General features: G+C 59.2%; 26 protein-coding genes, 2 rRNA genes, 1 pseudogene and 1 riboswitch. Of the genes and pseudogenes, 27 read left to right on the plus strand and 2 right to left on the minus strand.

Going from position 1 to position 22,396, the window contains the following annotated elements:
- Both FE782_RS29575 and rrf read left to right on the plus strand, forming a co-directional pair.
- Nucleotides 1-143: ribosomal RNA gene (locus FE782_RS29575) — 23S ribosomal RNA — on the plus strand; the annotation flags it as partial.
- Nucleotides 144-207: 64 nt separating this feature from the next.
- A 5S ribosomal RNA gene (gene rrf / locus FE782_RS29580) occupies nt 208-324 on the plus strand.
- A gap of 71 nt (nt 325-395) precedes the next feature.
- On the opposite strand, the gene FE782_RS29585 is transcribed toward rrf, so the two are convergent.
- On the minus strand, nt 396-971 hold the full coding sequence (locus FE782_RS29585; RefSeq protein ID WP_138197959.1) for a hypothetical protein: 576 nt from the start codon (nt 969-971) through the stop codon (nt 396-398).
- Nucleotides 972-1,156: 185 nt separating this feature from the next.
- Between FE782_RS29585 and FE782_RS29590 the strand changes: the two genes are divergently transcribed.
- The 10 genes from FE782_RS29590 to rsmI all read left to right on the plus strand — a co-directional run bounded on the left by FE782_RS29590 (nt 1,157) and on the right by rsmI (nt 8,499).
- Entirely contained in the window at nt 1,157-1,324 is a 168-nt protein-coding gene (locus tag FE782_RS29590) for a sigma factor G inhibitor Gin (RefSeq protein WP_138198015.1), read from the plus strand.
- A 129-nt stretch (nt 1,325-1,453) separates the two neighbouring features.
- Nucleotides 1,454-2,938, plus strand: coding sequence for an aminotransferase class I/II-fold pyridoxal phosphate-dependent enzyme (locus FE782_RS29595; RefSeq protein ID WP_138197960.1), 1,485 nt, complete (start codon nt 1,454-1,456; stop codon nt 2,936-2,938).
- A 37-nt stretch (nt 2,939-2,975) separates the two neighbouring features.
- Complete coding sequence (gene tmk, locus FE782_RS29600; protein WP_138197961.1) at nt 2,976-3,623, plus strand: dTMP kinase; 648 nt, start codon at nt 2,976-2,978, stop codon at nt 3,621-3,623.
- 27 nt (nt 3,624-3,650) lie between these two features.
- Nucleotides 3,651-3,980, plus strand: coding sequence for a cyclic di-AMP receptor DarA (gene darA / locus FE782_RS29605; protein WP_138197962.1), 330 nt, complete (start codon nt 3,651-3,653; stop codon nt 3,978-3,980).
- A gap of 50 nt (nt 3,981-4,030) precedes the next feature.
- A complete protein-coding gene (locus FE782_RS29610) occupies nt 4,031-4,477 on the plus strand; it encodes a YaaR family protein (RefSeq protein WP_138197963.1) in 447 nt (148 codons plus the stop codon).
- Between the two features lie 11 nt (nt 4,478-4,488).
- Nucleotides 4,489-5,469: a DNA polymerase III subunit delta' gene (gene holB / locus FE782_RS29615; RefSeq protein WP_138197964.1), complete on the plus strand. Its 981-nt coding sequence runs from the start codon at nt 4,489-4,491 to the stop codon at nt 5,467-5,469.
- The gene (locus FE782_RS29620; protein ID WP_138197965.1) at nt 5,469-6,284 is read left to right on the plus strand and encodes a PSP1 domain-containing protein; all 816 of its coding nucleotides are present in this window, start codon (nt 5,469-5,471) and stop codon (nt 6,282-6,284) included. The genes holB and FE782_RS29620 overlap by 1 nt, the downstream gene beginning before the upstream one ends.
- A 66-nt stretch (nt 6,285-6,350) precedes the next feature.
- Nucleotides 6,351-6,713 (plus strand): initiation-control protein YabA, encoded by a 363-nt coding sequence (locus FE782_RS29625; protein WP_138198016.1) that lies wholly within the window; start codon nt 6,351-6,353, stop codon nt 6,711-6,713.
- A gap of 78 nt (nt 6,714-6,791) precedes the next feature.
- A complete protein-coding gene (locus FE782_RS29630; RefSeq protein ID WP_138197966.1) occupies nt 6,792-7,556 on the plus strand; it encodes a tRNA1(Val) (adenine(37)-N6)-methyltransferase in 765 nt (254 codons plus the stop codon).
- Between the two features lie 25 nt (nt 7,557-7,581).
- A complete protein-coding gene (rsmI, locus tag FE782_RS29635) occupies nt 7,582-8,499 on the plus strand; it encodes a 16S rRNA (cytidine(1402)-2'-O)-methyltransferase (RefSeq protein WP_138197967.1) in 918 nt (305 codons plus the stop codon).
- 114 nt (nt 8,500-8,613) lie between these two features.
- On the opposite strand, the gene FE782_RS29640 is transcribed toward rsmI, so the two are convergent.
- Nucleotides 8,614-8,868 (minus strand): AbrB/MazE/SpoVT family DNA-binding domain-containing protein, encoded by a 255-nt coding sequence (locus FE782_RS29640; protein ID WP_138197968.1) that lies wholly within the window; start codon nt 8,866-8,868, stop codon nt 8,614-8,616.
- A 264-nt stretch (nt 8,869-9,132) separates the two neighbouring features.
- On the opposite strand from FE782_RS29640, the gene FE782_RS29645 reads away from it, so the two are divergent.
- From FE782_RS29645 to FE782_RS29715, 15 genes and pseudogenes are all read left to right on the plus strand, one after another.
- On the plus strand, nt 9,133-10,416 hold the full coding sequence (locus FE782_RS29645; RefSeq protein WP_138197969.1) for an HD domain-containing protein: 1,284 nt from the start codon (nt 9,133-9,135) through the stop codon (nt 10,414-10,416).
- 4 nt (nt 10,417-10,420) lie between these two features.
- Nucleotides 10,421-11,206 carry a TatD family hydrolase gene (locus FE782_RS29650; protein WP_138197970.1) on the plus strand — a complete coding sequence of 262 codons (786 nt, stop codon included), beginning with the start codon at nt 10,421-10,423 and terminating at the stop codon, nt 11,204-11,206.
- A 216-nt stretch (nt 11,207-11,422) separates the two neighbouring features.
- Nucleotides 11,423-11,594, plus strand: a riboswitch (cyclic di-AMP (ydaO/yuaA leader).
- A 182-nt stretch (nt 11,595-11,776) separates the two neighbouring features.
- Complete coding sequence (locus FE782_RS29655) at nt 11,777-12,928, plus strand: resuscitation-promoting factor (protein WP_138197971.1); 1,152 nt, start codon at nt 11,777-11,779, stop codon at nt 12,926-12,928.
- A 120-nt stretch (nt 12,929-13,048) separates the two neighbouring features.
- Nucleotides 13,049-13,663 (plus strand): ribonuclease M5, encoded by a 615-nt coding sequence (rnmV, locus tag FE782_RS29660; RefSeq protein WP_138197972.1) that lies wholly within the window; start codon nt 13,049-13,051, stop codon nt 13,661-13,663.
- On the plus strand, nt 13,660-14,577 hold the full coding sequence (rsmA, locus tag FE782_RS29665; RefSeq protein ID WP_138197973.1) for a 16S rRNA (adenine(1518)-N(6)/adenine(1519)-N(6))-dimethyltransferase RsmA: 918 nt from the start codon (nt 13,660-13,662) through the stop codon (nt 14,575-14,577). The genes rnmV and rsmA overlap by 4 nt, the downstream gene beginning before the upstream one ends.
- A gap of 84 nt (nt 14,578-14,661) precedes the next feature.
- Entirely contained in the window at nt 14,662-15,474 is an 813-nt protein-coding gene (yabG, locus tag FE782_RS29670; protein WP_138197974.1) for a sporulation peptidase YabG, read from the plus strand.
- Nucleotides 15,475-15,590: 116 nt separating this feature from the next.
- Nucleotides 15,591-15,869 (plus strand): biofilm formation stimulator Veg, encoded by a 279-nt coding sequence (veg, locus tag FE782_RS29675; RefSeq protein ID WP_138197975.1) that lies wholly within the window; start codon nt 15,591-15,593, stop codon nt 15,867-15,869.
- Nucleotides 15,870-16,072: 203 nt separating this feature from the next.
- Nucleotides 16,073-16,246 (plus strand): annotated as a pseudogene (locus tag FE782_RS29680) (small, acid-soluble spore protein, alpha/beta type); the annotation flags it as partial.
- Between the two features lie 317 nt (nt 16,247-16,563).
- The gene (ispE, locus tag FE782_RS29685; protein ID WP_138197976.1) at nt 16,564-17,442 is read left to right on the plus strand and encodes a 4-(cytidine 5'-diphospho)-2-C-methyl-D-erythritol kinase; all 879 of its coding nucleotides are present in this window, start codon (nt 16,564-16,566) and stop codon (nt 17,440-17,442) included.
- 66 nt (nt 17,443-17,508) lie between these two features.
- Entirely contained in the window at nt 17,509-18,348 is an 840-nt protein-coding gene (gene purR, locus FE782_RS29690) for a pur operon repressor (protein ID WP_138197977.1), read from the plus strand.
- Nucleotides 18,345-18,728, plus strand: a complete 384-nt coding sequence (locus FE782_RS29695) for a RidA family protein (RefSeq protein WP_138197978.1) — start codon at nt 18,345-18,347, stop codon at nt 18,726-18,728. The genes purR and FE782_RS29695 overlap by 4 nt, the downstream gene beginning before the upstream one ends.
- Before the next feature lie 128 nt (nt 18,729-18,856).
- Nucleotides 18,857-19,144 carry a septation regulator SpoVG gene (gene spoVG / locus FE782_RS29700; protein WP_138197979.1) on the plus strand — a complete coding sequence of 96 codons (288 nt, stop codon included), beginning with the start codon at nt 18,857-18,859 and terminating at the stop codon, nt 19,142-19,144.
- Between the two features lie 132 nt (nt 19,145-19,276).
- Entirely contained in the window at nt 19,277-20,665 is a 1,389-nt protein-coding gene (glmU, locus tag FE782_RS29705; protein WP_138197980.1) for a bifunctional UDP-N-acetylglucosamine diphosphorylase/glucosamine-1-phosphate N-acetyltransferase GlmU, read from the plus strand.
- Nucleotides 20,666-20,713: 48 nt separating this feature from the next.
- Nucleotides 20,714-21,664 (plus strand): ribose-phosphate diphosphokinase, encoded by a 951-nt coding sequence (locus FE782_RS29710; protein ID WP_138197981.1) that lies wholly within the window; start codon nt 20,714-20,716, stop codon nt 21,662-21,664.
- Between the two features lie 89 nt (nt 21,665-21,753).
- The gene (locus FE782_RS29715) at nt 21,754-22,395 is read left to right on the plus strand and encodes a 50S ribosomal protein L25 (RefSeq protein ID WP_238392716.1); all 642 of its coding nucleotides are present in this window, start codon (nt 21,754-21,756) and stop codon (nt 22,393-22,395) included.
- The last annotated feature ends 1 nt before the right edge of the window (nt 22,396 follow it).

Consider the following 22,396-nt stretch of genomic DNA (forward strand, 5'->3'; position numbering starts at 1 on the left):
AAAGCATCTAAGCGTGAAGCCCCCCTCAAGATGAGATTTCCCTGCTTGAAGACCCCATGTAGACGACGTGGTTGATAGGTTCGGGGTGGAAGCGCAGCAATGCGTGGAGCTGACGAATACTAATCGGTCGAGGACTTATCCAACATATTCGGAGTGTACAATTGTTTCGCATCCAGTTTTCAGGGAGCAACCCCTGAACTATATAGGTTTGGTGATAATGGCGGAAGGGAACCACGCGTACCCATCCCGAACACGAACGTTAAGCCTTCCAGCGCCGATGGTACTTGGACCGCAGGGTCCCGGGAGAGTAGGACGTCGCCAAGCCGAGAAGCAAAGAACGCCTCTAGATCGAGCCATCGATCCGGAGGCGTTTTTTTCGATCGCATCTTTTTCGCTTACGGCGAATATAAGCCTACATCTGCGGCCGTCATGGCAACAATGCTGCCCGGCTGAGCGGACCGCTTCATCGCCATCGACAGGTACAGGCGCGGCGCCATCCACCAGAGGTGGACGAAGCCTGCGGTTAGCGCCGCGGCGAGCGGTACCCAGACGGCCAATCCCGCCGTCGCCAACACGCCGATCGCGGTCATGTGCAGCTGGATCGAACGATATTGTCGGAACGGCACGCTGGAGGTCGGCAGGTACCCGAACCAAGGCCATGCAAGAAGCCAACCGTACCGCCGGGAATACCCTAACTCCTCCCGTTCCCGGCGGAGGAGCGCCGTCGTCAGGACGTAATACGCCGCCTGCCAGCCGATCAAGGCGCCGATGCCCCAGAGCAAGAGGTTCGCCTCCCCTTGGAAAATCGGTACGATCGAAAGCCATAAAATAAGAAATCCTAAATAAACAAGGCTAATCAAAGGATGACGGCGAATCCTCTTAAGGAGCTTGTATTGATAGATCACTTTTTCGTTCGCGGGCGTCACTGCTTGCATCGCCACAACTGTCACCTCGGCGTCTTCGGGTTTCATTCACGCTTCTCCCCGCGCCCACATATACATAAGGAACAGCGGCGAACAATGGAGATCAAATATCGATTCTCAATTATAGCAAGTTCGGCAAAAAAAGTTTAGAGATTTAGAAGAAAGGCAATACTGGGAGTAAAACGAGAAAGGTGAGCTGCCCAATGAATGCGCTGAATCCCGAAGCGGAGCCGATGACCTGCATGATTTGCGAAGAGACGCGTTCGGAAGGAATTCATATTTGCGGTCAATTTATTTGCGCGGATTGCGAGACGGAGATGGTACGGACGGACGTGAAAGACGAGAAGTACCCGTTTTTCATTACACAGATGAAACGAGTATGGTATAAAAAGGACGCATAGCTTAATGCGATTCTCATAGGGAGCGAAAGACTTTCCGACGGTCGGGCGCGACGGCGGAGAGTCTTTTTTTCTGATGGAGAACGAGGTAAGATACAAGTAGAGATTGTCGAAAAAGGGGGAAAGCGCCCGATGACGGACAAGCGGACGCTTCAACCGGGCGATGCGCCGGTCGTGGCCGCGCTCGCCGCGCATCGGTCGCGTCGTCGGGCGGGCTTTCATGTGCCGGGCCATAAAGCGGGCGCCGCATACGGGTCCGACCCGGATGCGGCGAGCTGGCTCGGAGCGGCTGGGGCTTACGATGCGACCGAGCTGCCGGGTCTGGACGATCTACACGCGCCCACGGGCGCGATCGAGCAGGCGCAGGCGCTCGCCGCCCAATGCTTCGGGGCGCGGCGAACGTATTTCCTCGTCGGCGGCAGCACCGTCGGCAACTTAGCGGCGATCCATGCGGCGGCCGGACCGGGAGAACTGCTCGTGATGCAGCGCGACGCGCACAAGTCCGCGATCCACGCGTTAATGCTGCTTGGCGCCGGAGCGGTATTCGTCCTCCCGGAAGCTGACGAGGAGCTCGGGTTATACGGCGGCGTGTCGGCGGCCGCGATCGCGCGCGCGTTGGACGAGCATCCCGAGGCGAAGGCGGTCTTCGTAACGAGCCCGAATTACTACGGGATCGCCGCGGACATCGGCGCGATCGCGGAGACGGCGCATGCCCGGGGGAAAGCGCTCATCGTCGACGAGGCGCATGGAGCGCATTTCGGGCGACATCCGCGGTTTCCGAAATCCGCACTGCAGCAAGGGGCGGACGTCGTCATACAGTCGACGCACAAGATGCTCCCCGCTTTGACGATGAGCGCCATGCTGCACGTGGGAAGCGACCGTATCCCGCATGAGCGCATCGAGGCGTACTTACGCATGCTGCAGAGCTCCAGTCCCTCCTACCTCATCCTCGCATCGCTCGACTGGGCGAGGCGGGAGCTGCATACGAGAGGGGAAGAGCTTTTCGCGGAGGCGCTCCATGCGATCGATGGGTTGGGCGAAGCGTTGCGAGCGACGACGGGCGGAAGATTCGGCGTCAAGACGACCGCGGATCCCTTAAAGCCGCTCCTATACGACGGGGCCGGCGAGTGGACGGGCTACGAGCTGGCGGAGCGTCTAGCCGAGGTCGGCATCTATACGGAGATGGCGAACGAGTCGTATGTCGTCCTGGCCTGCAGCGCCGCCACGTCGACGGAGGAGATCGGACGGCTTCTCTCGACGTTGCAAGAATTTGCCTCACGATTTCCGGCGAAAAAGAAGGAAATTCAGCAAAATTTCTCGAATATGTATGCATTAGGGGCATTATCCTTGTCCGCACCCGTCTATTTCAAGGCGGAGGACGCGATTTCGGCCGCAAGGCCGGACGAACGGCGATTCATTCCATGGGAAGAAGCGGCAGGCGAGACGTGCGCGGAGATGGTCATTCCATATCCGCCCGGCATTCCGATCCTCTTGCCCGGCGAGAAGATTACGCGGGAGGTCGCCTCGGCGGCGCTTCGCCTCCGGGAGCAAGGCGCTTCGGTTCAAGGCGTGCGAGACCGTTCGCTTCGAATGATCGGCGTTCGCAAGGAACCCTAATGGCAGCTAGGCAATATACTATGTTAGGAGCCTGCAAGTGAAAGGCTTGTTTATTACTTTCGAAGGACCCGACGGGTCCGGCAAGACGACGCAGATGAAGCTGCTCGGAGAGCGGCTGGCGTCGATGGGGGCGGACGTCGTAAGGACGAGAGAGCCCGGCGGGACGCCGATCGGGGATCGGCTGCGCGAGATCGTCCTGTCTCCGGATAACGGGGAAATGATGGACGAAACGGAAATACTGCTCTATGCGGCTTCGCGCGCGCAGCACGTTCGCGAAGTGATCGTCCCGGCGCTCGAGCGGGGGAAGGTCGTGATCTGCGATCGATTCGTCGACGCGAGCATCGCCTACCAAGGGTACGGCTTAGGCCGGGATCCCGAGGAGGTGGCCCGAATCAATCGGTTCGCGACCGGCGGATTGCGCCCGCACCGGACGTATTTGCTGGATGTGCCCGCGGCGGTAAGCCGCGAACGGCTGTTGAGCCGAGCGCTTGCGGCGAGCGGCGCGGGACTCGACCGCATCGAGCAAAAAGAGAGAGAATACCACGAACGAGTGAGAGACGGATTCCTACTGATCGCGAAAGCCGAACCGCAGCGCGTGATGTTGATCGACGCGAATCGGACCGTCGCCGACATCGCCGCGGACATCCATGCGGACTTCGACCGTTTGTTACAGCAACAGCAATAACAAAATCGCTCAGAGGAGGAATTTAGGATGAAACTTGTAATCGCAGTTGTGCAAGATAAGGACAGCAACCGCTTGTCGAACGCCTTGATTAAAGAGGGGATTCGAGCGACGAAGATGGCGAGCACCGGCGGCTTCCTGAGAGCCGGAAACACGACGTTCATGATCGGGATCGAAGACGATCGCGTGCAGGACGTCCTCGAGGTCATCAAGTCGAATTGCAAGGTGCGCGATCAGTTGGTTACGCCGGTCACGCCAATGGGCGGTACGACGGATTCCTACATTCCGTTCCCGGTCGAGGTGCAGGTCGGCGGAGCCGCCGTCTTCATCATGCCGGTCGAGCGGTTCGAACATTTCTAAGAATAATGCGAAGCACGATCGAATGATTTCGGACACGGAGGCGGATCGACGTGAAAATCAATCCCGGCATCCGCCCGTTCGGCAAGGAGCCCCTTCGGAACGAAGGGGCTTCTGGCACCTCCGCGTCCGCTAGGCCGTTCTCCGGCTTTCTAAGGCAGGAACGGGAAGCGGCGTCGCAGGACGAGTTGGCCCGACGGATGGAACGCATCGCGCAGCAAGGCGAACGGCTGGCCCGTTCGATGACGGTGCGCGAGCTTAGAGAATATAAGGTGTTGGTTCAACGTTTCCTGGAAGACACGGTGCGCAAAGGCGTCGGGCTGAAGGAAACGAGGGGCTGGGACCGCAGAGGCAGAACCAAACGATATCAATTGTTGGACGAGATCGACCAGGCGCTCCTTGCGATGGCGGACGAGCTGCTCGCGACGGAAGGCGGCCGCATCGAGCTGCTGGGCAAAGTCGGCGAAATTCGCGGACTGCTGATCAACTTGTTTTACTAGGAGCGAAGGACATGCCATTCCGAGATATTCCCGGTCAGGACAGGGTGAAGATGCAGCTGCAGGCGGCGCTCCGCTCCGACGCTCTGTCGCATGCTTACGTCTTCGAAGGGCCGCGCGGCACGGGCCGCAGAGCGACGGCGCATGCGCTCGCCCAGGCGATTCATTGTCTGGAGGGAGGCGACGACGCTTGCGGGAAGTGCGCCGAATGCCGGAAGATCGATAACGGCAATCATCCGGACGTCCTGAGCGTCGATCCGGACGGGGCGACGGTGAAGATCGATCAAGTGCGGGAGCTGCAGAAGCAATTCGCTTATCGAACGGCGGGGACGAAGCCGAGAGTCTACGTCATCGAAAGCGCCGATCGGCTGACGCCGCAAGCGGCGAACGCCTTGCTGAAGTTCTTGGAGGAGCCGACCTCCGCGACGGTAGCCATCCTCATCACCGAGAACGGACAAGCCCTCTTGCCGACGATTCGTTCGCGTACGCAGCGCATGGTATTCCTGCCGTTGTCCCCCGAGACGATGGAGGCGGAGCTGCTGCGGGAGGGGCATCCTCCGGCGCTGGTCAAACCGGCGGTACGGCTGGCGCCCGGGCTGTCGACGGCGCGCGAGCTTATCCAATTAAATTGGTTTGCAGAAATCCGAAACGCAGTGTTACAATTGGCTAAGGAGTCTACCCGCGGATTCACCGCCAGCATGCTGGCCGCGCAGTCGGTCGCAGGCAAAGGGGAGATGTCCGAGCACTTGGACACCTTGTTCGATTTATTCGCCTTATGGTGTAAAGATATGATCGTACTGCAACGACAACAGACCGCAACGGTCGTGTTCATAGATCAACTGGAGTTCCATGCCAAGCAAGCCATGTCGAAGCCGGCCCATCATTGGGTCGCCGTGATGGACGAAGCGCTGAAGGCCAAGCGGAAGCTCCGCGGGCATGCGAACCCCCAACTTGTCCTTGAACGGTTTTTATTCGCGTTGCAAGGAGGGACATGATGGATACGTATCAAGTCGTAGGCGTCCGCTTCAAGAAGGCGGGCAAGGTTTATTATTTCGACCCCAGCGACCTGCCGGTCGAGGATCACGAGAACGTCATCGTTGAGACGGCCCGAGGCGTGGAATACGGCAAGGTCGTCATCGGCAAGAAGACGGTTCGCGAGTCGGACGTCGTGCTGCCGCTGAAGCGGGTCATTCGCGTCGCCGATCAGAACGACGCGAAGGTCGTGGACGATAACAAGGCGGCCGCGAAGAACGCGTTCGATATATGCGTGGACAAGATTCGGGACCACGGCCTAAAGATGAAGCTCGTGGACGTCGAGTACACGTTCGACCGGAACAAGGTGATCTTTTATTTTACCGCGGAAGGCCGCGTAGATTTTCGGGAGCTCGTCAAGGACCTGGCCGGCGTGTTCCGGACGCGGATCGAGCTTCGCCAGATCGGCGTTCGCGACGAAGCGAAGCTGCTCGGCGGATTGGGTCCGTGCGGGCGCATTCTCTGTTGCTCTTCGTGGCTCGGCGATTTCGAGCCGGTCTCCATCAAGATGGCGAAGGATCAAAACCTGTCGCTCAACCCGACGAAAATTTCGGGATTGTGCGGACGATTGATGTGTTGCTTGAAATTCGAACATGACAACTACGAGAGCGTGAAACAGGACTTGCCGTCCGTAGGCGCTCGCGTCATTACGTCGGCCGGCACGGGCGTCGTCGTCGGGATCAATCCATCCTCGCGGATGGTAAGCGTTCGCGTGGCGGAAGCCGGCAACCGAGTATCCGATTTCCCGCTAGACGACGTCGCGGAGCAAGAAGCGTAAAGGTTGTCTCTTTCCAGGGGTGGAACGGTGGAAGATAGAAAAGAGCTATACGACCAAGTCACGCACATGGAAGACATGTTCGCGAAGTTCGGGGTAGAGCTGACAGGGCTGCGGAAGCAGATCGTCCTGCTGCTCGAAGAGAACAAGCGGCTCAGCATAGAAAACCAGCAACTACGCAAAATATTGCGCAAAGAGAACGGAACGGCGGAGACGCCCGCCGCTTCCGCCTCGGACGCGGCGGCGGCAAGGGCGGCCGAGACCGCGGAGCGGCCGGAGGCCGAAACGCAGGACGCCGCCGGACAAGTCGGCGAGGGGTACGATAACCTGGCCCGGCTGTACCACGAAGGGTTTCATATCTGCAACGTATACTACGGGCATCTTCGCACCGAAGGCGATTGTTTGTTTTGCTTATCCTTCTTTAATAAGTAGACGGAAGAACCGTAGGACTACACAGCCCTGCGGTTTTTTGCGATTTCATGAGGGATGCTAAGGAAGGGGGACCGGTCGATGAAGGCCGAGCGAGTCGAGCTGCAGCCGGGCGAACGGTTGGACGATTTATTGACGCAGGATTTGAAAATCATACAGAGCGACGAGGTGTTCAGCTTCTCCCTCGATGCCGTCCTCCTGGCGAGGTTCTGTTCGGTGCCGAAGGCGGGCGCGATCGTCGATCTGTGCAGCGGCAACGGGGTGATTCCGCTGCTGCTGACGACGCGCACGGGGGCGCGGATTACGGGCGTTGAAATCCAGCCGCGGCTGGCTGACATGGCGCGGCGCAACGTCGAACTGAATGAGCTGGGAGATCGCGTGCGGATCGAGCTGGCCGACCTGAAGACGTACCACGAACAAGCCGGTCACGGAAGCTTCGATCTCGTCACCGTCAATCCGCCGTACCTGCCGGCGACGTCGGGAGAGATCAAGGGCAATCCCCACATCGCCGCGGCGAGGCACGAACTGTTCGCGACGCTGTCGGACGTGACGTCGGCATGCGCGAGGCTCGTGAAGTCGGGCGGGAAGGTAGCGATGGTCCACCGGCCGTCGCGGCTCGCGGAGATCGTCACGGAGCTGCGCGCGGCGAAGCTCGAGCCGAAGCGGATGCGCTTCATTCATCCGCGCCGCGACCAAGAGGCGAATATCGTGCTGATCGAAGCGCTGAAGGACGGGAAGCCGGAGCTTCGCTTGCTCCCGCCGCTCGTCGTGCACGAAGCGGACGGTTCTTATACGGAAGAGCTGCTCGACATTTTCTATGGACGCAAGAACGAACTGAAGGGATAACCCACGCGAATTGGAGGGAGACGCGATGCTAGACAACGCCGAAGAGGCGCGCATCCAGCGCAGCTTCCGCGACGAGGGGCGAACGCCGTACGGCACGCTCTACATCGTCGGAACGCCGATCGGAAACCTGGACGATATGACGTACAGAGCGGTACATATATTAAAGGAAGCAACATGGATCGCGGCGGAGGATACGAGGCAGTCGAGGAAGCTGCTGACGCACTTCGACATTCCCGGGAAGCTGGTTTCATACCATGAGCACAATAAGGGGAAAAGCGGCGAAGCGCTGTTGGACAAGCTGCTCGCCGGAGAGACGGTCGCGCTCGTCAGCGACGCCGGCATGCCGGCGATTTCGGATCCCGGCGCGGATCTCGTCGCGGAGGCGATCGAACGAGGCGTCTCCGTCGTACCGATCCCCGGCCCGAACGCGGCGCTGACGGCGCTGGTCGCCTCGGGGCTGCCGACCGATGCGTTCACGTTCGTGGGCTTCTTGCCGCGCGACAAGCGGAAGGCGTCGGAGACGCTGGCCCGTTGGAAGCGCCAGCCGGCGACGCTGCTCTTCTATGAAGCGCCGCATCGGGTGGAGGCGACCTTGAAGCTGATGCTGGAGGCTTGGGGCGACCGCCGTTGCGTGCTGGCGCGAGAGCTGACGAAGCGGTACGAAGAATTCGCGCGCGGCACGATCTCGAGCTGCCTGAAGCATGTGGAAGCGAACGGGCCGATGGGCGAATATTGCGTGCTGGTGGAAGGGGATTCGGGAATTGCCGGGGACGGCGAGGACGAGATAGCCTGGTGGGCCGAATTGACGCCCGCCGAACATGTCGAGGCGTACGAACGGAAGGAAGGGCTTCCGCACAAGGAGGCGCTGAAGAAAGCCGCGATCGATCGGAATGTGCCGAAGCGGGAACTCTATAACGCCATCCATCAGGGAAAGCCCGAATAAGGACAAAAAAGTGCCTATGATCCGTCAACGAAATCGTTGGAGATCATAGGCCAATAAGGAGATATAAAAAGGTTAGAATTAACAGGGTCATAAAGCTATTATATACTATTTTTCTTATTTTGTCACAGGGGTAGGCATTTCTTTTAAGCATTCGTTACAAACAATTTTTCCCTTGAAATAGGTGACGTTGTCGGCGTTGCCGCAGAAGATGCAAGCGGGCTCGTATTTCTTCAACATAATTCGCTCGCCGTCGACATAAATCTCCAAAGCGTCCTTCTCGCCGATGCCAAGCGTTCGGCGGAGTTCGATCGGGATCACGACGCGGCCGAGTTCGTCGACCTTGCGAACGATACCTGTAGACTTCATCATATGGATAACTCCTCCCAAAATGTAAAATAACAATAAATTTATGCTCGCCATAATTCGACATAATTTTTACTAGTTTCTATGATACCAAGCATTCCCATAATAGTCAACGTAGATTGACGCGTTTATAAATTCCTTATTTTTAAAGGCTTTTCCAATATTCAAGAGGCTACAAATTGGATAAGGATCCGACAGCGGCGTTCGACAACGAAATGAAATAAATGTCGAATCGTGTCGATAAATAGCGAAGAATGGTGGGATCGAACCATGTCGATATGGCCCGAAGAAAAGGTGTTTAAGGATCCGGTTCATAAGTATATTTATGTACAGGAACCCGTGATTTGGGATTTAATCAACACGCGCGAATTTCAACGGCTGCGCCGCATTCGACAACTAGGCACTTCGTACTTGACGTTCCATGGCGCGGAGCACAGCCGCTTCTCCCATTCGCTCGGCGTATACGAGATCGCCCGCAAGATCATCAGTCAATTCGAGCGCAACCGGTTCGAGGATTGGCCCGGCGAGGAGCGCTTGTTGTGCTTGTGCGCGGCGCTGCTGCACGACATCGGCCACGGCCCGTTCTCGCACTCGATCGAGACGGTGTTCGGCGAGCATCACGAGTCGTGGTCGTGCCGCATCATTCAGGGCGACACCGAGGTGAACCGAGTGCTGCGCGGCGTCGATCCGACGTTCCCGGACCGCGTCGCGGCCGTCATCTGCAAGACGTATCCGCGGGAGATCGTCGTGTCGCTCGTGTCCAGCCAGCTGGACGCCGACCGGATGGATTACTTGCTGCGGGACGCGTACTGCACGGGCGTCAATTACGGCATGTTCGACCTCGAACGGATCCTGCGGGTCATTCGACCGTATCGCGGTCAAATCGTCGTGAAAGAGAGCGGCATGCATGCGGTCGAGGACTATTTGACGTCCCGTTACCAGATGTATTGGCAGGTGTACTTCCATCCGGTGACGCGGAGCTCGGAGATCGTGCTGCGGAATATTTTCGCACGAGCGAAATCATTATACGAAAGCGGTCACGCGTTCCTCTTCATGCCCGAGTCGCTCCGCAGGTTGTTCGACGGGACGCTCGACACGGAGCATTATTTGCAGTTGGACGAAGCGCTGGCGCAAGCCGCCTTCGAGTTGTGGACGAACGACAAGGATCCGATTTTGTCGGATTTATGCCGAAGATTTCTACATAGAAAATTGTTCAAGTACGCCACGCCGTCGAAGCTCGACGACGCGCTGCTCGATCGGCTGCGGGAATCGATACGCAGGGAAGGGTACGATCCGGAGTATTATATGCAGGTCGATTTTCCGAAAGATTTGTCGTACGATGTTTATCGCTCGGGTCGAAACGCGCATCGCAAACCGATTTATTTGTTGAAACGTGACGGCGAGCTGCTCGAAATCAGCGAAGCGTCCGACATCGTTCGCTCGATCAGCGGCACGACGTCGGGGAAGCACCGAATTTACGTGCCCGAACGGATGTTGGAGCCGGGCAATCCATACGTCACGGCGGAAACCGAGGAATGGCTGAGAGGAGAATGAACCCATGATTACGGACACGCATACGCATTTAGACCACGCCTCTTTCGAAGGCGAGAGAGAGGCGATCGTTCGTCGCGCGAACGAAGCGGGAGTGACCCGCATTATCAATATCGGCTGCAACCGGGATTCGATCCCGACGACGCTTGCGCTCGCGGAAACGTTCGATTGCGTCGAAGCGGTCGTGGGGTGGCATCCCCAAGACGCGATCGATATGACGGCCGAAGATTTGGACTACGTCGAGCATCTGGCGCGTACGCATCCGAAGGTCGTCGCGCTGGGCGAGATGGGGCTCGATTATTATTGGGATACGTCGCCGAAGGACGTTCAGCACCGCGTCTTCCGCGAGCAAATCCGGTTGGCACGGAAGCTTGGACTGCCCATCGTCATCCATAATCGGGACGCGCATGCCGATGTCGTTGCCATATTGCGGGAGGAAAAGGCATACGATGTAGGGGGCGTCATGCACTGTTTTTCAGGCAGCTGGGAAACGGCGCAGATGTGTTTGGACATGAACTTCTACCTCTCGTTCGGCGGACCGATTACGTTCAAGAACGCGAAACAGCCGAAAGAGGTGCTGGCGAAGGTGCCGATGGATCGTCTTTTGGTCGAGACCGACGCGCCGTATTTGACCCCTCATCCGTATCGAGGGAAGCGAAATGAGACGGGGTTCGCCCGGCTCGTCGCGGAGGCGGCGGCGGAGATCAAAGGGCTTTCATTGGAGGATTTCGCGGCGATCACGAGCGCGAATGCGGCATCGTTATTTCGCCCGATTGGAGAAAGGGGGAGATAAAGCGCGAAATTGGCGCAAATTGGTGAAACGCGAAACGGTTATTTCGGATAACCGGCCAGAAATTCCGAATTTCCGTCGATTTTCGCCGATTACGGGGGATTGACCCCTCTTTACAACGATGGCTTGCTCCCTTTATGATACTTATCAGACACCGAATGAAATAAAGATTACAACATATTTCCAGTATCGCTGAGTTTCCCGATGAGCGACTGCAGAAGCCGCCCATCGCTTGGGGAAACGGGGGAACCGCATCGGACGTATCCGTAAGGTACGTCTAGGGGTGAATTTTCGGATACGCCGTCATTGTACGTACGGCGAACGCCGAGATAGGGCCACTCTCCGGTCCGAATCCGACAGCTAACCTCGTAAGCGTTACGAGAGAGGTAACCGTCCGTGCTGAACATGCACACTTTTCGCTTCCACGAAAAGCCGCGAACGAGCCTCTTCGTCCCGGCTTTTTTTCATGGATTCGAACGGTTGCCTCACACTACGAATATAGTCGCGTCGATCCTTTGCACCTGAGACAACAACTCACGTACAAGGCGGGACTATGTAAGGAGGACTGTAGCAATGGGGGATATTCCTGTACAAGGAACCCATGAGGAAAGTCTGTCCGACATGTCTTACGCATGGCGCTGGGCCCGTGCTCATAAGAAGGTTTTATTGTCGGTCGCCGTAAGCGCGCTTGCGGCGGTAGGTCTATTCTCCGCGTTGATGTACGGTACGCAGTTCAAACGCGTATCCATCGTCGCGGACGGAAACACGATCGAGGTCGTTACGACGACGGAGACCGTAGCAGACGTGTTAGAAGAACAAGGGGTAGTCTTAGGAGAGCACGACGAATCGTCGCTGCCGTTGACGTCGAGGCTGAAGCACGGCGCTGCGGTAGAGATCGATCGGGCGTTCCCGGTCAGCGTTACGGCGGACGGCAAGTCCGTCGAAGTGTATACGACGGGAGCGAACGTGCGGGACGTCTTGAACGAAGCGGGCGTTACGCTCGGCGAGCTGGACCGGATCGAACCGGCGCTCGACGAACGGCTGACGGCTTCCGCCGACGTGAAGATCGTACGGGTTCAACGCGTCGTCGAGGAAACGGAACACACGTTGCCGTTCGAGACGGTCAAACAAGAGGACAAGTCGCTGCTCAAGGGTAAAGAGAAGGTCGTACAACAAGGCCAAGAGGGCGTGCTTGTTAAGCAAATCGAGAAGGTGTTCGAGGACGGCGTCCTCGTTTCGGAACAAGTATTGGCTCGAACGGTGGAGCAGGAGAGCCTCGCGAAGATCGTCGCCATCGGCACGAAGGTGGAGCCGAAGCCCGTGACGAACGCGGTAGCCGTCTTGTCGGCGGAAACCCAAGAAGTGACGCTCGACGGGATGACCTTCGGCGTGAAGGGCGTGCTAAAGAACGTAACGCTAACGGCGTATTCGGCCGGCCTCGCTTCGACGGGCAAGCAGAAGGGCGACAAGGGTTACGGTATTACCGCCTCGGGCACGACGGTGTCGGAAGGCCGTACGATCGCGGTGGACACCAACGTCATTCCGATGGGATGGTGGGTGTATATCGACGGCGTCGGATTCCGGCGCGCGGAGGATAAGGGCAGCGCGATCAAAGGCAAGAAGATCGACGTGTACTTCGACAGCGAAGCCCATGCGCACAAGTTCGGCACCAAGAAAGGATATACGGTGTACGTGATCGGACCGAAGAAGCCGGTCGCGAACTAAGTTCCTTATTTTTTCAATCATGTTCTTTCATTCGGGAGTTATGGGGTCGCTTTTGGCGGCCCTTTTTTCTTTGTCCGAAGAAGGGTACAATACCAATACATCGTATAAGGAGCGCGGAGCATGATCAAGGAAGTCATCGTGGTCGAGGGGAAGCATGATACGACGGCCGTGAAGCGGGCGGTCGACGCCGACACGATCGAGACCGGGGGCTCGGCCGTAAACAAGGACGTCCTCGCCCGCATCGCGTTGGCGCAGAAGAAGCGGGGCGTCATCATCCTGACGGATCCCGACTACGCGGGCGAGCGTATTCGTTCGATCGTCTCGGGACGGGTACCCGGCTGCAAGCATGCGTTCTTGTCCCAAGACGAGGCGACGCTGGGCGACGATATCGGCATCGAGAACGCGAAGCCGGAGTCGATCCGCCACGCGCTGGAGGCGGTGCGCACGGAGGCGGAGGCGCCGGGGACGGACGTCGCCTGGGCCGACCTGTTCGTCGTCGGGCTCGCCGGGACGGAAGGGTCCGCGCATCGGCGACTGCTCGTCGGGCGGAAGCTGCGCATCGGCTACGCGAACGCGAAGACGTTCTTGAAGCGCTGCGCCATGTTCGGCATTCGCCGGACGGAAATCGCGGCCGCGCTCGCCGCATGCGGCTGGCCGGTCGACGAATGGAACGAAAGCACGGTAGCGTACGCGGGAACGTATGACGGAGAAGCGGGAAGGGGAGACGCCGAATGACCCAATGGACGGAACCGGCGCGGCAGGACAAGGCGGAAGGCATCGGTTCGCCGCGCAAGACGAAGGAGCTGCTGCAGAAATACGGCTTCTCGTTCAAGAAGAGTTTGGGACAAAATTTCCTCATCGACGGGAACATCTTGCGCAATATCGCCGACGCCGCCGAGCTCGGACCGACGAAGGGCGCGCTCGAGATCGGTCCCGGCGCCGGGGCGCTGACGGAGAAGCTCGCCGAGCGGAGCGGGCGCGTCGTCGCGGTCGAGATCGATCAGCGGCTATTGCCGATGCTGGAGGACGCGTTGTCCGATTACCCGAACGTCACCGTCGTGCACGGCGACGTGCTGAAGGTGGATCTGCAGGCGCTGTTTCGCGAGCAATTCGACGGGCTCGACGGCGTATCGGTCGTGGCGAACCTGCCGTATTACATCACGACGCCGATCGTCATGAAGCTGCTGGAAGAGCGCCTGCCGGTGGAATCGATCGTCGTCATGATCCAGAAGGAGGTCGCCGACCGGTTCGCCGCGGCGCCGGGCTCGAAGGATTACGGCAGCTTATCGGTAGCGGTTCAATACTACGCCGTACCCGAGGTCGTGGCCAAGGTGCCGCATACGGTATTCATTCCGCAGCCGAACGTCGATTCGGCCGTCGTGAAGCTGAAGATGCGGGCGAAGCCGCCCGTCGACGTAGCGGACGAGGCGTTGTTTTTCGACGTCGTGCAGGCGTCCTTCGTGCAGCGGCGGAAGACGCTGCTCAACAACTTGCAGCAGCGGTTCTTCGCGAGCGAGGGAGGCAAGGAGGAGTGCCGCGCGTTCCTCGAGGCGTGCGGCATCGCGCCCGAGCGCCGGGGAGAGACGCTCAGCCTATCCGAGTTCGCGACGATCGCGAACGCGATGCGCGAACGATCGAAGCGAGCGTAAGACGTAAACGTACGGAAGCGCGACAGGTTCGCGCTCACCATTCGCCTATGCCCGCCATACGATATACGTATGGAGGGATGGAACATGAAAATTGGCGACTGCGTCGTCCGCAAATCGTACGGGAAAGACGTCTTGTTTCGCATCCAGGATCTTAAGGATCGACAAGCCGTGTTGAAGGGCGTATCTTACCGCTTGTTGGCGGACGCGCCGCTCGACGATTTGGAACCGGCGACCGAGCCGATGGAGGAAGACGTCAGGGGGGTATCCCTCTTAAAGCAAAGCCGTTTGCGGATCGCCGGTTTGAAGCGGTCGGCCGAGCCGTATTTCGACGTGCCCGGCACGATCCTACATCTGGACGGGGACCGGACGTATCTGAGGAAAAGCATCGCCGTCTATAACGAGCTGCGCATTCCCGCCGAAGGATACCATCTGCAGGAGTCCGACATGGCGGAGGCGCTGCGGCAGCTGCTGCCCGCGGTGCAGCCGGACATCGTCGTCATTACGGGGCACGACGCCATTCTGAAGCATCGATTCGACGGCGATAAGCAAAATATCCGCAATTACAAAAACTCCATGCATTTCGTACAGGCGGTCCGCGTCGCCCGCGCCTACGAGCGGAACCGCGACGCGATGACGATCATCGCCGGCGCCTGCCAGTCGCACTTCGAAGCGCTGCTCCAAGCGGGCGCGAACTTCGCGAGCTCGCCGTCCCGCATCTTGATCCATGCGCTCGATCCGGTCTATATCGCGGCGAAGTCGGCGTTCACGCCGGTGAAGGACACCGTGAACATCTACGATGTCATCACGCATACCGTCAGTGGGCTGAAGGGGCTCGGCGGCATCGAAACCCGCGGCAACTACCGGATGGGATTGCCCCGAATCGGCCCGGAAAATTAAATTTTTTTAAAGAGATCCGTTGACAACGCGCAAAGTCCACTGATATAATATTCGGCCATTTGACACAAGCCCCCCTTTTCGGTTATAATACCTAAGGAAAGAGGTGGTGGTTGACAATGGCCAAGAATGCGCTGTTGGAAATTAAGAAGAGCCTTGAAGCTCACGTCGGTCAGCAAATTACGCTTCGCGCGAACGGCGGCCGTCGCAAAACGATCGAACGCACCGGTGTTTTGGAGGAAACCTACCCTTCCGTGTTCATTGTCAAACTGGACCAAGAACAACACGCTTTCAAGAGAGTCTCATACAGCTACGCCGATATTTTGACGGAGACCGTCGAAGTGACCGTGCGCGGCGACAACGATGGACAAGTTCGAATCGCCCACATTCAAGCCTAAACGACCGCCTAGAACAGCGATTGCTTTTAGAACGGCAAGGACCGGAACGCTCCGGGGCCTTGCCGTTTTTTCGTCTGTAAGGGCTTATACGGGATTTCCGGAAAACGTCCCCTTGCCCGCCTCCGCATGCGGCTCCCCTCCCCGAACCATACTATCGGTAACCGAACGATATAGGGGCAGTCTAGCCGAAGGAGGTGGAAAACATGGCGCGCAAAAGAAGGGGAATCATGTCCGAGGAGCTGAAATACGAACTCGCGAAGGATTTAGGGTTCTATGATACCGTTCAGAAGGAAGGCTGGGGCGGCATCCGGGCTAAGGACGCGGGCAATATGGTGAAGCGGGCGCTCCAGATCGCCGAGAAGACGTTGGCGGATCAGGCCCGGGCGCAGACGCAGGGGACGCAGATGCAGCCTCAGCAGCGGATGCCGACGTCGTCGGTGGTCGCTTCGACGGCGACGATAGGTACGGCGACGGCGACGATGGGGCGTACCGCCGGAATGACGGCGACGATGACGTCGTCGTTCGCCCAGCCGCGGCAGACGGGCTCGGCGATGCAACCGCAGCCGGGACGGTATCGTCCGTAACATAGGAACAGCCAAGGGAGTCCGAACGCGCGCGGGCTCCTTTTTTGCATCCTCGCAATTGTGATACACTAATGGGACGGATGCTGAATGGAAAGGCGGTGACCACCGAGGTGAAAGTGTACGAGAAGGCGCCCGCCAAAATCAATTTGTCGCTCGACGTGCTGCGGAAGCGGGAAGACGGCTATCACGAGGTCGAGATGATCATGACGATGGTCGATCTGGCCGATCGGCTCGAGATGGAGGAGCTGCCTCGGGACACGATCATTATCTCGAGCCAGGCCGGGTACATTCCGCTGGACGAGAAAAACTTGGCGTTCCAAGCGGCGAAGCTGATTAAAGAGCGGTATGGGGTGAAGAAGGGCGTATATATCCACCTGGATAAGCGGATCCCGGTGTCCGCGGGGCTCGCGGGCGGCAGCACGGACGCGGCGGCGACGCTGCGCGGGCTCAACCGGCTGTGGGACTTAAACATCCCGTCGCAGGAGCTTCAGAAGCTCGGCGAAGAGCTCGGATCGGACGTGCCGTTCTGCGTGACGGGCGGGACGGCCATCGCCCGCGGGAGGGGCGAGAAGCTGACGCCGCTCGGCGCGCCGCCCCCATGCTGGGTCGTGCTGGTGAAGCCCCCGATCAACGTGTCGACGGCGGACGTCTACGGGCGGTTCCGCGTCGATCGGATCGAACGCAGACCGCGCACGCAAGATTTGCTTCGGGCGATCGACGCGAGCGACTTCGCGGGCATGTGCGGCGCGCTCGGGAACGTATTGGAGGAAGTGACGATTCCGATGCACCCGGAGGTCCGGTACATCAAGGAGTCGATGCTTCGGTTAGGCGCGGACGGCGCTCTGATGTCCGGGAGCGGACCGACCGTCTTCGCGCTCGTGCAGCGGGAATCGAAGCTCGCTCGAATCTATAACGGCCTCCGAGGCTTCTGCCGCGAGGTTCACGTGGTGCGCCTATTGGCAACGCCTCTTGAACAAACACGGACGTGAGTGGTATATTCTCTTTATAATGTTCGGAAATTGATTGATTTTTGGAATTATAAGGGGGGATAAGAGGTGAAGAAGTTAAAAAGAAGCGCACGTCTCGTGGAGATGACGCAGTATTTACTGGCCAAACCTCATGTCCTCGTACCCCTGACCGTGTTCGCGGATCGCTACGCTTCGGCGAAATCGTCGATCAGCGAAGATTTAACGATCATTAAAGAGGTATTCGAGACGGAAGGCATCGGCGAATTGCATACGCTTGCAGGCGCGGCCGGCGGCGTGAAGTTCGTGCCGAAGATGTCGCGCGAAGGAGCGCTCGCGCTCGTGAACGGCGTTTGCCGCCTGCTGGAGCAGCCGGAACGGCTGCTGCCGGGCGGCTATTTATACATGTCGGACATTCTTGGCCAGCCGGCCATCATGAACGAGATCGGGCGCACGTTCGCGTCGGTGTTCGGCGACCGGCCGATCGACGTCGTCATGACGGTCGAGACGAAGGGCATCCCGCTCGCCTACGCGACGGCGGCGCATCTGAATATCCCGGTCGTCATCGTGCGCCGGGACCCGAAGGTGACGGAGGGCTCCTCCGTCAGCATCAACTACGTCTCCGGCTCCAATAAGCGCATACATACGATGACGCTCGCGCGGCGCGCCTTGAAGTCGAAGGCGAACGTGCTGATCGTCGACGATTTCATGCGGGCGGGCGGTACGGCGCGCGGCATGATCGACCTGCTTCAAGAATTCGAGGCGACGGTGCAAGGCGTCGGCGTCCTGGTCGAAGCCGGAGGCGTGGACGAAGAGGAGCTGCTCGTCGACGATTACGTGTCGTTGGCGCGGCTCGCGCACGTCGATCCGAAGACGAGGGAAATTCGCATGGCTCCAGGCAACTATTTCGAGGAGGGAACGAACCTATGAATCCAACGGTAATTTCGACAACCCAGGCCCCGGCGGCCATCGGACCGTACGTGCAGGCGATGCGCGTCGGCGGACTCGTGTTTACGTCCGGCCAAATTCCGCTCACGCCCGAAGGCGCGATGGTCGAAGGCGGGATGGCGGAGCAGACCCGGCAAGTGCTCGAGAACTTGAAGGCCGTCGCGGCGGCCTGCGACACGACGCTGGCGTCGACGGTGAAGGCGACGGTATTCATCAAGGACATGAATCGATTCGCCGAGTTCAACAGCGTGTTCGAGGAGATGTTCGAAGGGCATAAACCGGCCCGCTCGACCGTCGAGGTGGCCCGGCTGCCGAAGGACGCGCTGGTGGAAATCGAGTTGATCTTGGCGGTCGAGGACTGAAACCGAAGCTTTCTGAATATTTATAAAAAAATGTGTGCGAGTCTCAAGAAATCGGAAGGAATTTGTATGACAATGTGGAATATTACACCAAGTCCTTTTTTTCGATAATGATAAGGTGGTGACCTAAAGTGCAAATAACCGATGTGAGACTCCGCCGCGTGAACTCCGAAGGTCGTATGAAAGCGATCGCATCCATTACGATCGACAACGAATTCGTCGTTCACGACATCCGGGTAATTGACGGGAACAATGGCATGTTCGTGGCGATGCCCAGCAAGCGCACGCCGGACGGCGAGTTCCGAGATATCGCCCACCCGATTTCGTCGACCACTCGGGAGAAGATCCAAGCAGCCGTTCTGGCGGAGTACGACCGCGCGGCATCCGAAGAGGAAGACGTAATCGAAGAGGGAGCGTAATTAACGAATGCGACGAGAGAGCCGAGGGCTCTCTCTTTTCTTTTTCCGGAAAGTGAGATATGATTTCATGTGGGAAAAACCAACCCTCGACAGAGCGGAACGGCGAATTCGAAAGGGGGATTTTCAGTAATCATGAATATTATGGGCATCGTATTGGCAGCGGGACTCGGCAAGCGCATGAAGTCCAAATTACATAAAGTGCTGCACCCCGTGTGCGGCAAACCGATGGTAGAACACGTCATCGACGCGCTCGACGAAGCGGGCGTCGGCCGCAAGGTCGTCGTCGTCGGCCATGGCGCGGACGCCGTGCGTTCGGCGCTCGGCGGCCGGGCGGAATACGCCATGCAGGAGCAGCAGCTCGGCACGGGCCACGCGGTCCGCGTCGCGGAGCCGCTGCTCGGCGCCGAAGACGGCGTGACCGTCGTCGTCTACGGCGACACGCCGCTGCTGACGGCGCGTTCGATCGCGGGCATGCTCGCGCTGCATCGCGAATCCGGCGCGGCGGGCACGCTGTTGACGGCGGCGTTCGCCGATCCGACCGGCCTAGGCCGCATCGTGCGCGGCGCGGACGGCACGATCGAGCGCATCGTCGAGGAGAAGGATTGCAGCGCGGCGGAGCGGGAAATCAAGGAAATTAACGCGGGCGCGTACTGCTTCGATAATCGAAAGCTGTTCGAAGCGCTCGCGAAGGTGAAAAACGATAATACGCAAGGGGAATACTACCTAACGGACGTCATCGGCTTGTTCCGGGAGGCGGGCGACTCGGTGCAAGGATACCTCACGAGCGACGCGGACGAAGCGTTCGGCGTGAACGACCGCGTCGCGCTGGCCGAGGCGGAGCGGCTCATGCGCTCGCGCATCAACCGGTCGCATCTGTTGAACGGCGTGACGATCGTCGACCCGGCTTCGACCTATATCGACGCCGGCGTGACGATCGGCGTCGATACGGTCATTCATCCGGGCACGACGCTGAGGGGCGCGACGCAGATCGGTTCGGACTGCGCGATCGGGCCGAACAGCGACATCCACGCTTCGACGGTGTCCGACGGCGCCGCCGTCAAGCACTCCGTGCTCGATAAGGCGGTCGTCGGTCCTCGCACGACCGTCGGTCCGTTCGCGAATCTGCGGCCGGGCACGCGTCTCGGCAGCGACGTGAAGATCGGGGACTTCGTCGAAATCAAGAGCTCGACGATCGACGACGGGTCGAAGGTGTCGCACCTGGCGTACGTCGGCGACGCTCGCGTCGGCAAGGACGTGAACATCGGCTGCGGCGTCATTACGGTGAATTACGACGGATTCTCGAAGTTCGAGACCGTCATCGAGGACGAAGCGTTCGTCGGCAGCAACGTCAACTTGATCGCGCCGATCCGCATCGGGAAGGGCGCGTTCGTCGTCGCGGGCTCCACCATTACGCAGGACGTCGGCGAAGACGACATGGCGATCGCACGCGATCGACAGACGACGAAGAAGGGGTACGCGAAGACGCTGCGGGCCCGTCTCAAGGCGAAGAAGAACCGTTAAGCAATCGAAGCACCAACCATTCGAACATAAGCTGGAGGAGAACGTTCCATGTCTTACCGGGATCCCAAGCTGAAGGTGTTCACATGCAATTCGAACCCGCAGCTTGCGCAGGAAATCGCAGAATATATCGGCTTGCCGCTCGGCGTCTCGCAGACGATCCGGTTCAGCGACGGCGAAATTCAAACGCGGATCGACGAGAGCGTACGGGGCTGCGACGTGTACGTCATTCAGTCGACGAGCGCGCCCGTGAACGAGCACTTGATGGAGCTGCTCGTTATGGTGGATGCGCTGAAGCGCGCGTCGGCGAAGAGCATTAACGTCGTCATCCCTTATTACGGTTACGCCCGCCAAGACCGGAAGGCGCGTTCGCGCGACCCGATCACGGCGAAGCTCGTAGCGAACCTGATCGAGACGGCCGGGGCGCACCGCGTTATCTCGATGGATCTCCATGCGACGCAAATTCAAGGCTTCTTCGACATCCCGGTCGATCACTTGCTCGGCGTGCCGATCCTCGGGGCGTACTTCAAGGAGAAGCAGCTCGAAGACGTCGTGATCGTCTCCCCGGACCATGGGGGCGTCGTGCGCGCGCGGAAGTTGGCGGATTACTTGAACGTGCCGCTCGCGATCATCGACAAGCGCCGTCCGGAGCCGAACGTCGCCGAGGTCATGAACATCATCGGCGAGGTGAAGGGCCGCACCGCGATTCTGATCGACGACATCATCGATACGGCGGGGACGATTACGCTCGGAGCCAACGCGCTGAAGAAAGCGGGCGTGAAGGACGTGTACGCCTGCTGCACGCATGCCGTGCTGTCGGGTCCCGCGATGCACCGGCTCGAGGAGTCGCCGATTCGGGAAGTCGTCATCACGAACACGATTCCGGTCGCGAATCCGGAGCCTTGCACGAAGCTGAAGACGTTGTCCGTGGCGCCGCTGATGGGCGAAGCGATCATCCGGGTGCACGAAGAGCTGTCGATCAGCAAGCTGTTCGAAGATTAACGTCGTCGAAGACGACTATATCCGGCCTTCTCAGGGAACATTAGGTACATCGTTTTCAGTATCTACTGTTCCAGAGGAGGCTTTTTTCGATGATCGACATGAAGGTAACGGTACTATCGCGTTCCGGCGAGACGAAGTCCGATCGCCGCACGAACCGGGAGAGCGGCAAGATTCCCGGCGTCGTCTACGGCAAGAAGGTGGCGTCGCAGCCGATCTATATCGAGGAGAAGGCGCTGCATCAGCTCATGCGCAGCGGCGCGGGCGCCGGCGGCATTCTGCGGCTGACGTTGCCGACGCACGGCGAACAGCCGGTCATGATCGGGGAGATTCAGCGCGATAAGGTGCTGGGGCGAATCTTGCACGTCGACTTCCACCAGATCGACATGAGCGAGCCGGTCAAGGCGACGGTTCGCGTCGAATTGACGGGCGAAGCGCAAGGCGTGTCGGAAGGCGGCATCCTCCAGGTGATGAACCCGACCGTCGAAGTGCGATGCATCGCGAGCGCCATCCCGGCGGCGATCGAAGCCGACGTCAGCCGTCTCGCCGTCGGTGAACATCTCTACGTGCGCGATCTGGCGGTACCGGCGGGCGTCGAGATTCGCAGCGACGAGAACGACATCATCGCTACGATCCTCGCGCCGCAGAAGGAACTGCCGGAGGCGACCGACGAAATCCGCGACCAGGACGTGGCGGAAGCGACGGAAGAGCAGGTCGGCGCTCACGCGGACTAAC

The organism is Paenibacillus antri (assembly GCF_005765165.1).
GTDB lineage: Bacteria > Bacillota > Bacilli > Paenibacillales > YIM-B00363 > Paenibacillus_AE > Paenibacillus_AE antri.

What these genes read in the sequence shown, in the direction of transcription:
- rsmI (WP_138197967.1), top strand. Translation starts at nt 7,582, where the DNA reads ATGCTAGACAACGCCGAAGAGGCGCGCATCCAGCGCAGCTTCCGCGAC.
- veg (WP_138197975.1), top strand. Translation starts at nt 15,591, where the DNA reads ATGGCCAAGAATGCGCTGTTGGAAATTAAGAAGAGCCTTGAAGCTCAC.
- rnmV (WP_138197972.1), top strand. Translation starts at nt 13,049, where the DNA reads ATGATCAAGGAAGTCATCGTGGTCGAGGGGAAGCATGATACGACGGCC.
- FE782_RS29695 (WP_138197978.1), top strand. Translation starts at nt 18,345, where the DNA reads ATGAATCCAACGGTAATTTCGACAACCCAGGCCCCGGCGGCCATCGGA.
- FE782_RS29650 (WP_138197970.1), top strand. Translation starts at nt 10,421, where the DNA reads ATGATTACGGACACGCATACGCATTTAGACCACGCCTCTTTCGAAGGC.
- darA (WP_138197962.1), top strand. Translation starts at nt 3,651, where the DNA reads ATGAAACTTGTAATCGCAGTTGTGCAAGATAAGGACAGCAACCGCTTG.
- FE782_RS29620 (WP_138197965.1), top strand. Translation starts at nt 5,469, where the DNA reads ATGGATACGTATCAAGTCGTAGGCGTCCGCTTCAAGAAGGCGGGCAAG.
- rsmA (WP_138197973.1), top strand. Translation starts at nt 13,660, where the DNA reads ATGACCCAATGGACGGAACCGGCGCGGCAGGACAAGGCGGAAGGCATC.
- FE782_RS29630 (WP_138197966.1), top strand. Translation starts at nt 6,792, where the DNA reads ATGAAGGCCGAGCGAGTCGAGCTGCAGCCGGGCGAACGGTTGGACGAT.
- yabG (WP_138197974.1), top strand. Translation starts at nt 14,662, where the DNA reads ATGAAAATTGGCGACTGCGTCGTCCGCAAATCGTACGGGAAAGACGTC.
- FE782_RS29595 (WP_138197960.1), top strand. Translation starts at nt 1,454, where the DNA reads ATGACGGACAAGCGGACGCTTCAACCGGGCGATGCGCCGGTCGTGGCC.
- glmU (WP_138197980.1), top strand. Translation starts at nt 19,277, where the DNA reads ATGAATATTATGGGCATCGTATTGGCAGCGGGACTCGGCAAGCGCATG.
- FE782_RS29655 (WP_138197971.1), top strand. Translation starts at nt 11,777, where the DNA reads ATGGGGGATATTCCTGTACAAGGAACCCATGAGGAAAGTCTGTCCGAC.
- FE782_RS29625 (WP_138198016.1), top strand. Translation starts at nt 6,351, where the DNA reads ATGGAAGACATGTTCGCGAAGTTCGGGGTAGAGCTGACAGGGCTGCGG.
- FE782_RS29645 (WP_138197969.1), top strand. Translation starts at nt 9,133, where the DNA reads ATGTCGATATGGCCCGAAGAAAAGGTGTTTAAGGATCCGGTTCATAAG.
- FE782_RS29640 (WP_138197968.1), bottom strand. Translation starts at nt 8,868, where the DNA reads ATGATGAAGTCTACAGGTATCGTTCGCAAGGTCGACGAACTCGGCCGC.
- FE782_RS29585 (WP_138197959.1), bottom strand. Translation starts at nt 971, where the DNA reads ATGAAACCCGAAGACGCCGAGGTGACAGTTGTGGCGATGCAAGCAGTG.
- FE782_RS29710 (WP_138197981.1), top strand. Translation starts at nt 20,714, where the DNA reads ATGTCTTACCGGGATCCCAAGCTGAAGGTGTTCACATGCAATTCGAAC.
- FE782_RS29590 (WP_138198015.1), top strand. Translation starts at nt 1,157, where the DNA reads ATGACCTGCATGATTTGCGAAGAGACGCGTTCGGAAGGAATTCATATT.
- holB (WP_138197964.1), top strand. Translation starts at nt 4,489, where the DNA reads ATGCCATTCCGAGATATTCCCGGTCAGGACAGGGTGAAGATGCAGCTG.
- FE782_RS29715 (WP_238392716.1), top strand. Translation starts at nt 21,754, where the DNA reads ATGATCGACATGAAGGTAACGGTACTATCGCGTTCCGGCGAGACGAAG.